This window comes from Telmatocola sphagniphila, from assembly GCF_018398935.1.
Taxonomy (GTDB): domain Bacteria; phylum Planctomycetota; class Planctomycetia; order Gemmatales; family Gemmataceae; genus Telmatocola; species Telmatocola sphagniphila.
Genome location: NZ_CP074694.1, coordinates 5776519 through 5790886, shown reverse-complemented (window position 1 = coordinate 5790886; position 14368 = coordinate 5776519). Strand labels below are relative to the sequence as shown.

General features: G+C 50.4%; 13 protein-coding genes and 1 pseudogene. 4 read left to right on the top strand and 10 right to left on the bottom strand.

The features are described from left to right. Positions 1-41: 41 nt before the first annotated feature. A complete protein-coding gene (locus KIH39_RS23195; protein ID WP_213495881.1) occupies positions 42-197 on the top strand; it encodes a hypothetical protein in 156 nt (51 codons plus the stop codon). 78 nt (positions 198-275) lie between these two features. Here KIH39_RS23195 and KIH39_RS23190 read toward each other — a convergent pair whose 3' ends face one another. Together KIH39_RS23190 and KIH39_RS27305 are read right to left on the bottom strand one after the other, a co-directional pair. Next, the gene (locus tag KIH39_RS23190) at positions 276-476 is read right to left on the bottom strand and encodes a hypothetical protein (RefSeq protein WP_213495879.1); all 201 of its coding nucleotides are present in this window, start codon (positions 474-476) and stop codon (positions 276-278) included. A 14-nt stretch (positions 477-490) separates the two neighbouring features. Further along, positions 491-676, bottom strand: a pseudogene (locus KIH39_RS27305) (IS4 family transposase); the annotation flags it as partial. Positions 677-873: 197 nt separating this feature from the next. Between KIH39_RS27305 and KIH39_RS23185 the strand changes: the two are divergent. After that, on the top strand, positions 874-1812 hold the full coding sequence (locus tag KIH39_RS23185; protein ID WP_213495877.1) for an NADP-dependent oxidoreductase: 939 nt from the start codon (positions 874-876) through the stop codon (positions 1810-1812). 343 nt (positions 1813-2155) lie between these two features. On the opposite strand, the gene KIH39_RS23180 is transcribed toward KIH39_RS23185, so the two are convergent. Continuing rightward, positions 2156-2479: a hypothetical protein gene (locus KIH39_RS23180; RefSeq protein ID WP_213495875.1), complete on the bottom strand. Its 324-nt coding sequence runs from the start codon at positions 2477-2479 to the stop codon at positions 2156-2158. A 306-nt stretch (positions 2480-2785) separates the two neighbouring features. Then, positions 2786-4267: a di-heme oxidoredictase family protein gene (locus KIH39_RS23175; protein WP_213495873.1), complete on the bottom strand. Its 1482-nt coding sequence runs from the start codon at positions 4265-4267 to the stop codon at positions 2786-2788. 194 nt (positions 4268-4461) lie between these two features. Between KIH39_RS23175 and KIH39_RS23170 the strand changes: the two genes are divergently transcribed. Continuing rightward, complete coding sequence (locus KIH39_RS23170; RefSeq protein ID WP_213495871.1) at positions 4462-5604, top strand: hypothetical protein; 1143 nt, start codon at positions 4462-4464, stop codon at positions 5602-5604. 37 nt (positions 5605-5641) lie between these two features. Then, a complete protein-coding gene (locus tag KIH39_RS23165) occupies positions 5642-6850 on the top strand; it encodes a PQQ-like beta-propeller repeat protein (protein WP_213495869.1) in 1209 nt (402 codons plus the stop codon). An 80-nt stretch (positions 6851-6930) separates the two neighbouring features. Here the strand turns inward: KIH39_RS23165 and KIH39_RS23160 are convergent, their stop codons facing one another. The 6 genes from KIH39_RS23160 to KIH39_RS23135 all read right to left on the bottom strand — a co-directional run bounded on the left by KIH39_RS23160 (position 6931) and on the right by KIH39_RS23135 (position 14325). Next, a complete protein-coding gene (locus KIH39_RS23160; RefSeq protein ID WP_213495867.1) occupies positions 6931-8088 on the bottom strand; it encodes an ISAs1 family transposase in 1158 nt (385 codons plus the stop codon). A gap of 564 nt (positions 8089-8652) precedes the next feature. Then, positions 8653-12399, bottom strand: a complete 3747-nt coding sequence (locus KIH39_RS23155) for a WD40 domain-containing protein (RefSeq protein ID WP_213495865.1) — start codon at positions 12397-12399, stop codon at positions 8653-8655. A gap of 25 nt (positions 12400-12424) precedes the next feature. Further along, positions 12425-12673, bottom strand: a complete 249-nt coding sequence (locus KIH39_RS23150; protein ID WP_213495863.1) for a hypothetical protein — start codon at positions 12671-12673, stop codon at positions 12425-12427. 22 nt (positions 12674-12695) lie between these two features. After that, positions 12696-13664 carry an alpha/beta fold hydrolase gene (locus KIH39_RS23145; RefSeq protein WP_213495861.1) on the bottom strand — a complete coding sequence of 323 codons (969 nt, stop codon included), beginning with the start codon at positions 13662-13664 and terminating at the stop codon, positions 12696-12698. 63 nt (positions 13665-13727) lie between these two features. Beyond that, positions 13728-13880: a DUF417 family protein gene (locus tag KIH39_RS23140; protein WP_246539399.1), complete on the bottom strand. Its 153-nt coding sequence runs from the start codon at positions 13878-13880 to the stop codon at positions 13728-13730. A 256-nt stretch (positions 13881-14136) separates the two neighbouring features. Then, positions 14137-14325: a hypothetical protein gene (locus KIH39_RS23135; protein ID WP_213495857.1), complete on the bottom strand. Its 189-nt coding sequence runs from the start codon at positions 14323-14325 to the stop codon at positions 14137-14139. Between the last annotated feature and the right edge of the window lie 43 nt (positions 14326-14368).

The window sequence follows — 14368 nt, the reverse complement described above, 5'->3', positions numbered from 1 at the left end:
CGAGGTCCGTACATTCGATTCGCATCGAGCTTTCCGGCGCGATGCTCACTTCGTTTACCCTGGCGACCTGCCAGCCCGGCCTGGTGGCCCGCAGGAGTCAGCTTGCCTCTGGTGAGTGCCGACCGCAAACGACCATTCGCATCTACGCACCGAAGGCGGAGACGCTTTTGTATCGCCTAGTTGAGGAATCGGAATAGGTCTATGTGTGGGGTACTCCGGCCTCATAGCTCGGGGTAGTCTGGCAACCTATAGGCAGTGAGTAGGCCGAATGGCACTTAGTTATCTCTAACTCCTTTCGCCATCAGACGTTTGGCTTCTTTTCTGGGCATCATGAGTCGATCATAGGGTTTGGGTCTGCGTTTTCTGCGACGAGGCTCGTAACGGTTAGGTCGATTGCCGACGCGATGGCTGGCGATCTCCTCAAGCATCAGTTGATAGACCACCCAGCGAAATTCGGAATTCTCTTCGGTATGCATCGCAATAATTTGTTGAAAGGCCTCCAGCGTTTGCAGGGTTCCTTTAAAGCTAATGGATCGGGGATCTATTCTTTGGCCGCCTGAGCCAGGATGGTGCGGATCAGATTATAAGCCAAAATGTGGGTCCAAATTTCCTTACGCACCAACTCCGGCGTCTTGCAGCGTAAGATATCCATTTGAAGGGACTGTTTTAACGAGCGGAGATGGGAAGGCATTCATCGACACGATTCGCGCGGTCTTTGGGGGATTTTTCAGCCAATACTTGTTGGATCAACATTCCGAACTGATCGAGAAAAGATCTGCTAAAGATCCCCTTACGAAGGTCGAAACGCCTCGTTATTAAGAGATGCGTCCACGGACCGGAGGGGGAGCCGACACAGCAACATCGGAGAAGCTAATGAAGCTATGGCGACATCACGAATCACCGGAGTCCCGCGTCTTGTCTCTTGAGGAAGGAGAACGGCCAGATCCCCAACCGGGTGAACTGTTAATCCAAGTCCACGCAGTCGGCGTCACCCCGACGGAACTACTCTGGTATCCAACCACCCATCGCAAATCCGGTGAAGCTCGCAATGCCGCTGTGCCCGGTCACGAGTTCTCCGGTCGCATTGCCGCCGTCGGTGATGGCACCGAGACTTGCTTCAAAGCCGATCAGGAAGTGTTCGGAATGAATGACTGGTTCGCTGAAGGCGCCACTGCGGAATTCTGTTGCACGCAGCATTCCACGGTAGTGCTGAAACCCGCTCAGCTGACTCATGTCGAGGCGGCCTCCGTTCCAATCGGCGCGTTGACGGCTTGGCAAGGACTGTTCGACCGGGCTCGATTGCAGTCGGGCGAGCGCGTGCTCATCCACGGGGGGTCCGGTGCGGTCGGCGTCTTCGCGATTCAGTTTGCCCGGCAATTAGGAGCTGAAGTTTTGACGACTGCCTCCGCGCGGAACAGAGAGTTCCTGACCGGTCTGGGCGCACAACGTGTGATCGACTACAGGACCGAACGGTTCGAGGATATTGCGAAAGGGATCGATCTGGTTTTCGATACAGTCGGCGGTCAGACATTGGCGAGATCTTGGAGCCTACTTGGTCCTGGTGGCCGTCTTATCACTGTCGCAGCCGATAGTGAAGGAATCAGCGACGAGCGTACCCAAAAATCATTTTTCATTGTCGAGCCCAATCAGCGGCAGTTGACCGCCATCGCTGAGCAATTGGCGTCCGGTTTGCTCCGCACTGTCGTTAAAAGCGTCGTGTCATTCGATCATGCGGATGGCGCCTATTTTGATCCACGGAACGAGAGTGATGGCTGCGGCAAAAAGATAATCTCTGTGATTTCCCACACCTGAGAAGGTAAGCGATCAGCAAAAGGTGGATGCCATTGGAGATTTCAAAATACATTTGGACGACAGGAACTAGGCCCTGCAGCTTTTGCCTTTGCCTGCAAGAAGGTAGCGTTTTCGCCGATTTCAATCTCGATTCGGATGGGCGGGTGTACGTAGTCCGGATTTCGTTCGACGGTTTCGGTTGTTGCGTGACGGATGAGAAGGTTACGCGATTGCCGCTAGACGAATCCCACACACTGGTACAAATGGTCGACACCGACGACGTCAACCGCGACGAGATACGCGAGATCCTTTACCGATATTTCGACCAAAACAAGACTGCAATCTGGCGAGAAGCGCTCGAGGATCACGAACTCCTCAGGATATGACGAAAGCTTGATTTTTCCTGGAGATTGGTCCCGTCAGACGCTCGGAGAACCCGCCGTTGCACCTGACCGCGGCGGCATTTCAGCTTTTCAGAGTTCAACGTCTCATCGGCCACGGCGGCAGATGAACAGTGTAGTTCCCATCCTTCGCCGGTCACATAAGCCGGGTGTGGTTCGCGTTCTAAAGCCGACGTAGTCGATTTCAGTACAGATACCACATCCTTCAGAATCTCCCATCTCAACCTACTTCGCAACCGTTTGGCATAATCGGGGGGATTGCACACTAACACCCTGAACGAAGCCATGGCCAAAACCCGCCGGGACCGAGCCGCCAGAAGCTGACCAAGCGACCCCCCCCGTAACACCAAGTCTCAGCGCAAGGAAGCGTATCCACCTACGGTCCGCTTCATCCGAATCGCTCCGACATCGAACTTTCACGCGTTTAGCACTCCAGTGCTTCCTGCGATCCAAGTTGCAGTTCTTGCGAATCCCAAAATTCTTGTTGTTCCAACTCGGTTATTTTTCCAAAGCTGTCGACATTCGATTTAGTAGCGTTCTTCCGTTCGCTAAGTCGTGCTCACACAATGGCCCACCATATCAAACTTATCGCTTCAGGGTGACGTTTGTGGCGCAGATAGCGTTTGCAAGAATAGCCCGACCTGTTCGCGTTCTTTCTCAGATAGTAGTTTATATGATCGCGCTGCGGCCGTTCCCTCTCCGCCATGAAGAGAAACAGCTTCTGCAATGGTTGAAGCACGACCGTCATGCATGTAAGGCGCCGAGTCTCGTAAGCCCCAGAGCGGCGGGGTTCGCCATTCAAGTTCGCTAGCAGCTCGAGCTCGATTTGACTTTTCTTTATCGCTGATCTCGGTTTCGAGTACCGTATAAGATCCCAAATCGCTAAGCGAGGGCCCCATATCGTGGAGCAAAAGATCGCTATAAATGCCCTCCACAGCGCCCAGTTTCGGTCGGTGACAAGCTGCACAACCTACAGTCGTGAATAACTGACGTCCACGTTGGATTGCTTCCACCTGCTCCGGCGAACCCGCGGGACGTACCCTAGGTTTGGACAGTGATGCGACAAAACGCGTTAACGATTCACATTGCTCTTTGGTTAGATCAATTCCCGGAGCTTTGTAGTCGGGTTTCCACGGCGGCATTGCCCGCGCAAAACCGGGAACTTCCAGACCAAGTTCGTTGGAACAGGCTTGGAGCGTAAACTCGTGCAGGCTGGCAACACTCGCTTTCCAACCGAAACGGCCAATTTGCCCATCTTTCAAACGCGACACACGGCCCTTCACATGCAGCATTTCGTCGCCCCGAAGGGATTTCGAGATTGCAGGTGCATCAGCAGCAGCTATTTTTGCTTGTTCGTCGGCAACTTCTTCAATTACCTTATTCGGAATTGCATCAATAAGCCCAACACCAAAAAGTGGGGGCGTGTTCCGCTTGGATTCAATCAGTGACAACTTAATAGAGCCAATGGATTTAATAACACCCCGTTTCCAATTCAGTGGGTTAAAACTATTGAGATCGGTCATCTCTTTGGGTAAAGTGGATTCTTTCCAATCGTCGTATTCCGGAGAGACACCAAATCGAGGGAGGGGAAAGGAAGTCTGCGTACGTAAAGCCGGGTGGATTTTGGCTAACTCGTTTTGCGAAGGTATTTCAATTTCAATTTTTTTTCCACCCCGGTTCGCGGCGACTTTATTCCGCGCATCGGCGAGAGAGGGAGGGGGCGCAGGCGGGATACCTGTTATAATCGAAGGTCCATTTACATCACCTACAAAGACCGAAACGAGACTGACATTCGTTTCGTTGGTCCCCGCGCCTCCGGTGCCTCCGAGCCGGTGACAGGCAACACATGATTGAGCGTTATATACTGGCCCCAATCCATCCCCCGCATGGCTTCGGCGATCCCCTCTAGTCCATTCGCGAGTGAACAACTCCTTCCCCTGTTCCAAAACTTCTTTATCATTGTCTGAACCAGGTTCTGATGCAGCAAGTGCATCAGTCCTTTCGAGCACCGTCCATCCAAGAACCGGTACAATACTGGAAATAATTAAGACAAGGCAAATTCTTATCAAATACATTTTGCCCCCCCGTTAAGAATTGGTTCCACATCCATTACGTGGCGAGAAGATATATCAAACCATATTCTAAATAACGGTCGCGACAAACGCTAGAGCCAAATGTGTGGTGTTTGTATCTCTGACCAGTTCGCGATTTTGGACGGTGCTAGAATAACTCTTCGACATTTTTCTGATCCTAAACAGAGGTCTAAAAGATGATCTTCCGATTCGGGACTTTCATCACCGCGGTATCTGTCATGATGGTTTTCGGGTTGCGATCCGATGAAGATCCAGATCTGAAACCGTCAATTCAGACAATACGCCAGGTTGGCACAAATGGAAAGGGAAGCCCGGAAGCTGCAGAAGCATGGATGATACTAGCTCAAACCCCGATCGAGCAATTGCCCCAACTTCTCACCGGGATGGATGGAGCAACTCCGTTGGCACGCAATTGGATCCAAACCGCCGTCGATGCTTGCATGGAGCGTGCTGAGAAAAACAAGAAGCCGTTGCCGATCAAAGCGCTAGAGAAGTTTCTGGTCGACACCCGACATGATCCTCAGGCAAGGCGGTTTGTGTTTGATTGCGTCTGCCAGCTCGACAAGTCCGCCAGAGATCGCTTCCTGCCAAAGATGGTAAACGATCCCAGCCCCGAGTTGCGACGGGAGGCCATAAGTCGCTTGCTCGACGAAGCTGAGAAACTATATCGCACAGAGAAGAAAACCGAAGCCCTGACCATTTACCGTTTGGCTTTTGCTTCAGCACGGGAGAAGGATCAAATCGACAAATCGAATTCCCGGCTAAAAGATCTCGGTCAGACAATTGATCTGGCAAAACACCTCGGCTTCCTTCTCGATTGGAAACTCCTCGGCCCTTTCCCTAATGTCGAGCAGGCTGGTGTCGACAAATGCTACCCTCCTGAAAAGGCACTGAACTTTAAGGAGGAGTACGACGGCAAAGAAGGCAAGGTCCGCTGGAAGGATTACCTTTCGAAGGACGATAACGGAATTATCGACCTGAACGATGGTCTCGGGGAACACCTTCAGGCCGTGGGCTACGCAGCAACAGATTTCACGACCAAGGCGGCCTGCGATGTGGAAGTTCGGATTGCCTGCTTCACCGTTTTCAAGCTTTGGGTGAATGGGGAACTCGCTTTGCATCGCGCTGATGCCTACACTGGGATGCAGTTCGATCACTACCGAACGAAAATACGGCTGCGTGAGGGGAAGAATACTTTTCTCTTCAAGGTCTGCACGGATGTGCCGCCACCACAATTACCGAAGCTTTGGCGGTTTCAGTTAAGAGTCTGTGATGCCGATGGCGTAGCGATTCTTTCCACTAAACGACCAGAAAATTAACCGTCTTCGAACAGAAGATCTCCGCCTGAGGATTCCCATGCGTCGATTTGTTTATACCGTCAGCCTGAGTGCGGTTCTCTTCAGCAGTATGGCCGCGGATTGGACTCATTTCCGAGGAAGCGACTCGACCGGAGTCGGTTCCGGCGATGCCGTGCCTCTGCCATTTGGACCGAAGCAACAAGTTGCCTGGAAGGCCGACCTGCCCGGACGTGGTCTATCTAGCCCAGTACTGGTCGACAATAAAGCTTTTCTGACAGCCTCAAGTGGGGAGAAGCAGAACCACCTGCACGTATTGGCCTACGATACAAAAACCGGTCAGAGGCTTTGGCAGCGGACGGTTTGGGCGACTGGGCCGACAGATACGCACTCCAAAACCTGTCCGGCCGCTCCGACCCCGGTGAGCGACGGAAAGTACCTGGTGGCCCTCTTCGCCACGAACGATTTGATCTGTTTGGACCTAGAGGGCAACTTGCAATGGATACGATCACTTCACGAAGAGAACCCCGGCGCGACCGACGGGCGAGGGCTGGCATCCTCACCGCTGATTATCAATTCTACGATCATCGTGCAGTGTGAGAACCAGAACACCTCCTTCGCTGCAGGTATTGATATCTCCACCGGAAAAAATCGCTGGCAACAAGCCCGCCCCCGCGAGTTAAGCTGGTCATCGCCGATTTCGATTCCGGGCAAATCACTGAATGAGCCACTTGCCTTGATTCAAGGAAATAACAAGCTGAGTGCTTACGAACCGCTCACAGGGAAAGAAATCTGGGCGATCCAAGGTCGATGGCACCCCTTCGCCTCTTGCGCACTAAAGGGAAGATTGCTGCTTGTCCCTGGAGAAAATAAGCTGTTTGCCTATGAACTTCAGGATGAGGGCGTGCCTCCCAAGCTATTATGGGAGCAATCAAGACTCAATCCTTCGACTGCCAGTCCTCTGATCTATGAGGGAAAAATCTACTCCCTCCGGGGCTCAATACTCGCGTCAGGTGAGTTGAAGACAGGCAATATACTGAATCAAATTCGCCTCAAAGGCGGCTTCAGTTCCTCGCTAGTGGTCGCAGGCGGCCTGCTCTTCTGCGTCAATGAGGATGGCCTGGTCCACGTCGTTCGACCAGGCGAAGAGGATCCCGTGCTGGTTGATAGTTACCCGTTCGAAGAGACGATTCTGAGCACACCGGCGGCGACGGGCGGAGCTCTTTACCTGCGCAGCGACAAACACTTTTGGAAAGTGGGGAAGCATTGATCATTTCACATATGTGATTATGTGCACTAATGGGCTGAATCAGAAAGTGGAGAGCGTATGACACCCAGGACCAGCGGCAACTAACTTCTTACAGCTGTAAGTACTTCGAGCAAGAACTTGGAATTCCAGCCACAGGATCGGCGTTTCATGACCAGACTTCCTTTGCCCGGGTGTTGTTTCAGCAGTGAGAGCGTGAAGCGATTCAACCATGCGAAATTCTCCCGCGCATCGACGTGCCGAATTCGTGAATCGTCTTCTCGGTAGGTGACATCTAAACTCCAATGGCAACTGTTCTCAATACCCCAATGGTTCCGGGTCGCTTGGGCAAATTGTTTGATCCCCATGGGCAGACTGCTGATGAAGTAACGCACTCGGGTGGTTTCCTGGCCGTTGCGAAGGGACGTCAAATGCACCAGACCGATGGTTTTCAGTTTCTTCCAATGCTTCAAGCCGGGCAAGGTACTGGGAGCCTCTAACTGGATATATTCCCGCGTCTCGGTACGACCATGGCCCGTTTCTTGCGCGACCCGTCGGCGAGCTTTGACATCCGCAAAGTCCTTCTCCATTTGTTCGACGAGGTAATCTTCGACGCCATCGAGCAATTTCTCCTGGTTCCTTTTGAGTGCCAATACGAAATCCCCACCCCCATCGACGACTCGCTCGGCAATGGCTTTCTGAGTCCCCAGGGCATCGATCGCGACGATCGCTCCTTTGAAGTCGACCAACTGCAAAATTCGAGGAATGGCCGTGATTTCGTTCGATTTTTCGTCGGTCGCCACTTGGGCCAGCGTGATTCCATACTCGCTCGCCCAAACCGAAACAGAGTGCAAAGGACCCAAGCCGTTTTGAACGTCATGACTGCGTCGCAAAGTCTTGCCGTCCACGGCCAAGGTGGGACGATCATTCTCCGTGGCCTGCGCTGCGGCCGTACGCAATGTTTTAATCCAATTCGAAAAACACTGCTGGAACGCTTCGGGTTTCAAAGCGCACAGAACTCGTCGAAAAACATCCTTTCCCGGAATTCCATGGGGTAGATGCAGCAGCGACTGCAGAAAGTCGGCGTTCAGATTCGCCCAAGTCGCGATTCCAGTCGGGCCCGAGGCTCGGGACAGCACTCCGAGTAAGGCTATGACGATCACACTTTCCAAAGGGTGTTTCCGGTTGATCTCCGAACGAAGATCTTCCAACTCTTCAAAGTGACACAACACTTCGCCAATCGTAATCCCGCGTCTTCCCATCGCTTAGCTTCCCTGAAGACAGTCCTTGACTCCACGGAGAACTTTGTACCGCATTCCAAATCCCAGCGCAACCTTATCTATCTTGCACAGAATTCACAAATGTGCGCGCTGGCCCTGGGGTTCTGTCGCACAGTTGGTGCAATAAATATCCGGGAATTATAAGGTTGGAAACAAGTGATTTAGGATTTGGAAAAGCATCCACTCTCGAAAAAGAATCTCACCAGGATCAGCTCCAGTCCTACGGACCTCAAAATTCTTCGGATGAATTCCTTTCTCTAACACGCATACATCCGCTCGACACAATTCTCAAGCAATTCGTGATTTTCAACCTTGTGTTCAGATGAAGGAGAACCGGTTCAGCCCTCGGCCTTTTCCCTTCAATTATTTGGAAACATCTACAATCGACAGGAATGTCTCACAATCTAATAATCGTTTATCACCAAATGTGCGACAGAGCCCTTTTCGACCGGCATTTACAGCTCATCTCACGCACCGATTATTTAGTCTTCAATATTATCTTTTAGTCATGAAAAACGTTAAATAATTCGATCTTTAGCTTCAGAACTACTTCGAAACTTTCACCAACTGAGATAGTGCCCATTCGCCTTCAGTCATGGCCCGTTCATTCGGTCCCCTTTGTAAAACCAAATCGCAGGTTTGTTTCATCAGTCGCCAGGTGGGTTCGTCGATACACTCTTTGCGGAAAGAGTCCCAGTACTCTGCTTTGTTAGGAATATTCAAGGCGAATCGGCTCTTCCAGAACGCTTTCGCGTACAGTGTGTTTGATGCTTTGTATTCTTCATTTGCTTCAAATGGTTTGAAGATTACTTTACTCTTGCGATAAGCGAGTTCGCTTTCAGTGAGATTGCGGTCGAAAACAATTACCCGGTCACCTTCGCAGTGCAACCACCAATTTTTCGTGGGATGCTTCGGATTTACTGAGAGGAAGAATTCCCGATCAATTTCCTCTTTAAGTTCCTCCCCCGTCCCTACGCCCCAAACCTGTACTTTATCGTCCCAAGATTTCGCCATGATTCTTCGGTTGTCAGAAGAAAATGAGACACATTTGATCCCTTCGATGTCGCTTTTAAGGGTGAGGATGTTTTCTCCAGTTTTCGCATTCCATACTTTTACGATCCTATCGGCTGCCGAGACAATCATCTCGCCATTCGAGCTAAACGACACCGTATCCACAATACTCGTGTGTCCTTTTAAGATGAGTCGATTCGACTTGCTTTCTCCCTCCCAAACTTTCATCGTCCCATCATTACTTTCTGAAATGATTCGTTGCCCGTCAGGACTGAACGATACGTAACAGACCGGACTCGTATGCCCTTTCAGTGTCAACAGTTCAGACCCGCTATTGGCATCCCAAATCTTTACCATTCTATCTCTGGATCCTGAAACTATTCTCTTACCATCGGGACCGAACGATACGCTTTCCACGGCGCCTTGATGCCCTTTAAGCGACAGCAGTTCCACTCCATTTTCTACGTCCCACACCTTCACAATATCGTCGAATGATCCCGAGACGATGCGCCGTCCATCTGGACTGAATAACACACTCAATACTGCCATCGTGTGACCTTTCAGTGTTAAAAGTTCCACGCCACTTTCCGTGTCCCAAACCTTCAACGTCTGATCATTTGATCCGGACACAATACGTCGATTATCAGGGCTGAACGACACACTCGATACCCGACCCGTGTGACCTTTTAATGTGAACCGTTCAGCTCCGGTCTTCACATCCCAAATTTTAATCGTCTTGTCTTGAGAACCAGAGACAATCAGCCGACCGTTTGGACTGAATGACACACTAGTTACCTCACCGGTGTGCCCTTGCAAAGATGCCATTTCTTTAGCAGTATATGCATTCCATAGCTTCACTGTCCTATCTTCTGAACCTAAGATAATGCGTTGACCATCTGAACTAAAACCCATACTCGTGACGCCTTTGGAATGCCTTGAAAAAGTTGACTTTTCCATAGCGGTGTTCGCATTCCAAAGCTTCATCGTTCCGAATTCCGATCCAGAAACTATATGTTGGCCATTAGGACTGAACGAAGCACATTTTACAGAACCGTTGTACTCTCTTAGAGTCAGCCGTTCCGCTCCGCTCTCCAGGCTCCAAAATTTCAAAGTCATATCATATGAGCCTGAGACGATGTTTTGCCCCCCAGGACTAAACGAAACGCTCTCCACACTGCCTGTATGCCCTTTTAGTGTCGCCCGTTCTATTCCTGTATCTGCATCCCATATTTTTAAAGTGCTATCCCAGGATCCTGAAACGATCCAGCGACCGTCCGGACTGAACACAACCGAGGATACCCCGCGCGCGTGTCCTTTTAATATAAGCAATTCGATTCCAGAATTCGCATCCCAGACTTTGACTGCCCTGCTGGTTCCGGATGCGATTCGCCTACCATCGGGACTGAAAGAAACTTGTTGTACTGAGCCCGAATCCCCTTTCATAGTCTTTACGTTCGCACCGGTCTCCGCATCCCAAATCTTTATTGATGCATCGCGTGAGCCAGAAATGATACGATGGCCACTAGGACTGAACGATACACTCGTCACATCGCCTGTATGTCCGTTCAAAGTCATTTGCTCAGCACCACTATCTGCATTCCAAATCTTGAGAGTTTTGTCCTCTGATCCTGAGATGATCCTCTGGCTGTCTGGGCTAAATGAGACGCACAAAACCCGACCCGTGTGCCCGGTTAACGTAAGCTGTACCGCCCCCGTCTCTGCATTCCAGACTTTAATCGTCTTATCATGCGAACCTGAAGCGATTCGTCGGCCATCCGGACTGAACGATACACTCGTCACTCGATCCGTATGCCCTTTCAACGTATATTGTTCCTCTCCACTTACCGTATTCCAGACTTTAATCAACTTATCCTGAGCCCCCGAGGCGATCCGTCGGCCGTCTGGACTGAACGATACGCTCATCACTCGATCCGAGTGCCCATAAAGAGTTGCATAGCTGCCATAGAATTGATTCTTTCGAATGCCCCATTCGATACCGCGAAACTTCAACGGTACTTCATCCAGTAGTTCATTGGCGCGAGGAATGCGGTTCTCGGCAAACGCGGCATCGGCCGCGAATTGGGTTGCGATAGACAGGGAGGCTACTTTGCCGTCGAGTTCTTCTCTTGCCTGAACAGCCATTTTCCGTTGCCAGTCCGCTTTCAGATAGAGCAATATGAATGCGAAAGTGCAGCCCAATAGAATGCAAGAGAGGATTACCCAAAACTGCCGCCGAGCCATTGCTTTTGCTTCACTCAACTCGGCTTGTTTTGCTCGCCAGACACTCTCTTGACGATATTTTTCTAACGCTACCGCTAGTTCGAGCGCGTTTGCAAAACGGAGCTCACAACTCGGGTTCAGACATTTCAAAGCGATAGCTTTTAATTCTGATTCGAACTCACATTGTTCAATCCGATTCTTCGCGTCGTTTAAATTTGCCGTCTTCGCCAATAGATTGGTCGGCTGCTTTTCCGATCCCACATAGGGGGGTTGCCCTGTCAGCAATTCGCAAAGGATTGCACCGAGCCCAAAGACATCCGATGGGAGGCATACCAGAGATACTTCACCCCGTGCTTGTTCAGGCGACATATAGGCATAGGTTCCCACTGCACAGCCATCCACGGTTTCAGCAGGATCACCAATTTTCTCTTCTGGATTATCGGTTTCCGCACCATGTGTTAATTCACCCCTCGGATGTTGAAGATTAGACTGGCTTTTTAGTACTTTAGCCAAACCCCAATCTATGACTTGGGTTTCGCCAAAAGCGCCGACCATTACATTGAGCGGCTTCAAATCGCGATGGATGACATTTTTTGAATGAGCATAGGCGACTGCCTGACAGACACTTTCAAAGATACCTAGTTTTTGACCGATAGATGTAAGCGTAGGTAGTAGGACTGAGAGGGTATGTCCTTGGATAAGTTTCATAGCCAGATAGGGCCGACCATCAGGAAGAGTGCCGAGATCGTGTATGGGAGGGATCGCTGGATGCTGCAACTGACTGGTGATTCGGCTTTCCTCTAAAAATCGATTCAGGATATTTGAATCATCGGCAACCTTATCGTGGACCACTTTTAAGGCAACTTCGCGCTTTAAGATTTCATCGTATGCGCGATGGATGACGCCCATGCCTCCTTCGGCCATTTTCTCGAGAATTCTGTAACGACCTAACATATTGGGCGAACGCTTCGATTTTTCTGTATCTCCACAGATCAGTGCGGGGAGACTCAGCGTTTCATTGGAGATTACGGGTGGGAGAGTAATCGTTTTATCCAAGGACATGAGAATAATTCTCAAATGGTTTCGTTCATTTCGTACCCACTCCACTCATGCCTTTTCGCATCCTTGCCCACTCGGCTTCGAGTTCACGGATGCGACTTCGTAAGGGTTCGAGGAGCGGTACCAATTGTCGTTCCGAATACCGCTTATGGATATGCTGCTGGCAGTTGATATCCCACGCTTCGAGAGTAAATAAGATTACTCGTTCTACTCTTCCAGGATAATCGCGATCACGAAGCTTCTCCAGAAGGTTTGGATCATCCTCGATTACCCGCATGGTCGCTAAACTCTGGATGAGTTTACTTTTTACCTACATACTTACCAAGGAACTCTTTCATCAGCCCTGCAATCTCATCGCCGTTGGTTTCCAGGGCGAAGTGACCCGCGTCGAGAAGGTGGTAATGAAGGGTTTTTAGGTGGCGTTTGTATTGTTCAGCCCCGGCGGTTGTAAAGGATTGGTCGTTTTTTCCCCAGGCGATTAACATCGGTGGCTGGTACTTTCGAAAATATCCTTGCCAGGAGGGATAGAGAGGCGGGTTGCTGCTATAGTCGAGCAACAGATCGAGTTGGATCTCATCGTTTCCTGGACGATCCATATGGAACTGATCGTGTGCCGGCCCATCTGGACTGACGAGTTCCGAATTCCTCACGCCGTGTGTGTACTGCCACTTGGTTGTTTCATATTTGGTTACAAAACGAAGTGCGTCCCGCTTCTCCTTGCTCTTGGGTTCTTTCCAATACGCTTTAATGGGCTTCCAGAAGTCATTGTCGAGCCCTTCTTCGTAAGCATTACCGTTCTGAACCACGATGGCGCTGATCCTCTCCGGGTGTTTAACTGCGAGCCGATAACCGACCGGCGCGCCGTAATCCTGCACATAGATGGCGTATTTCGATAGCCCGATCTTTTCAGTGAACTCGTCGATCACTTTTGCCAAGTTGTCGAATGTATAACTAAACTTGTCGCGCGACGGCATGGAACTGTGGCCATAGCCGGGATAGTCGGGCGCGACGACATGATATTTGTCAGCCACTGCAGGTATCAAATTGCGGAACATCTGCGAACTGGTGGGAAAACCATGAAGCAGGAGTAGCGTCGGAGCTTCCTTGGGGCCAGCCTCTCGATAGAAAATGTCCAGATCTTTAACCTTGACGGTTTTGTAGAGCACCTGAGAGGGTTGCTGTGCAGAAACCGGAACAGTTGGAAAGGTTGCCCAAACGCTGGCCGCAATCAGGAAAAGCGCCAGCGATAATCGCTTCGAACGGTTCATAGGAGTATCTCCAAGTTAAGGAATTTACAACTGAAAGTTGGCTTAATCACCTGCGGGTTGTTTTTAGAAAAAACCCATCAATGGGCCGTTTGCTACGAAAGGAACGATACCTTCGTCTTCGTAGTCGAGAGATTTGATGCTGCCAATCCAGATTAGCACTACGACAAGACCGATTCGAGTTACCGTAGTGCTGACTCGGTCTGCGCGCGAGTCCATCTCAAGAAATTTGTTGATCGTTCTCATATTTAAGATCTTTCATTCGTTCTATTTAAGGGTACCTATGATTCTTTGGTTCGTTTCTCGCATTAGCAATTCGCTCATTCCCTTCCGGTTGCACTACTAAGCGTGGCATGTCAACACCTTTAGAATGACGAGCAACCGAGGAAACAATGTGTTTGCGAAAAAAGTAAAAGTGATGTGAGTGGAATCTGAAAGGCGTTTATATCTGTCAAGTAAACAACAAATTAAGAATCTACTTCTCTTCAATCCGTTTGATCAAAGTGCTCACCTCATCCCAAAGTGCGAGCCATTCTTTCTTTTCATCAATGGGCAATTTATTTAGCTCGGCTGGATTGCGAACGCCTGCCAGGTCATTGTCTACCAACCAATTCGACAGCTTTGGGATCAGAATACTTCGGATCGTTTTGTCGTTGCTTTTCAAAGCTTTCTTCCAGGCAACAAGGTCGGCCCGCAGCCATTGCCTC

Coding starts and splice junctions, on each gene's coding strand:
- KIH39_RS23195 (WP_213495881.1), top strand. CDS start 42: ATGCTCACTTCGTTTACCCTGGCGACCTGCCAGCCCGGCCTGGTGGCC.
- KIH39_RS23175 (WP_213495873.1), bottom strand. CDS start 4,267: ATGTATTTGATAAGAATTTGCCTTGTCTTAATTATTTCCAGTATTGTA.
- KIH39_RS23190 (WP_213495879.1), bottom strand. CDS start 476: ATGCATACCGAAGAGAATTCCGAATTTCGCTGGGTGGTCTATCAACTG.
- KIH39_RS23155 (WP_213495865.1), bottom strand. CDS start 12,399: ATGTCCTTGGATAAAACGATTACTCTCCCACCCGTAATCTCCAATGAA.
- KIH39_RS23180 (WP_213495875.1), bottom strand. CDS start 2,479: ATGGCTTCGTTCAGGGTGTTAGTGTGCAATCCCCCCGATTATGCCAAA.
- KIH39_RS23160 (WP_213495867.1), bottom strand. CDS start 8,088: ATGGGAAGACGCGGGATTACGATTGGCGAAGTGTTGTGTCACTTTGAA.
- KIH39_RS23170 (WP_213495871.1), top strand. CDS start 4,462: ATGATCTTCCGATTCGGGACTTTCATCACCGCGGTATCTGTCATGATG.
- KIH39_RS23140 (WP_246539399.1), bottom strand. CDS start 13,880: ATGGACTCGCGCGCAGACCGAGTCAGCACTACGGTAACTCGAATCGGT.
- KIH39_RS23165 (WP_213495869.1), top strand. CDS start 5,642: ATGCGTCGATTTGTTTATACCGTCAGCCTGAGTGCGGTTCTCTTCAGC.
- KIH39_RS23145 (WP_213495861.1), bottom strand. CDS start 13,664: ATGAACCGTTCGAAGCGATTATCGCTGGCGCTTTTCCTGATTGCGGCC.
- KIH39_RS23150 (WP_213495863.1), bottom strand. CDS start 12,673: ATGCGGGTAATCGAGGATGATCCAAACCTTCTGGAGAAGCTTCGTGAT.
- KIH39_RS23185 (WP_213495877.1), top strand. CDS start 874: ATGAAGCTATGGCGACATCACGAATCACCGGAGTCCCGCGTCTTGTCT.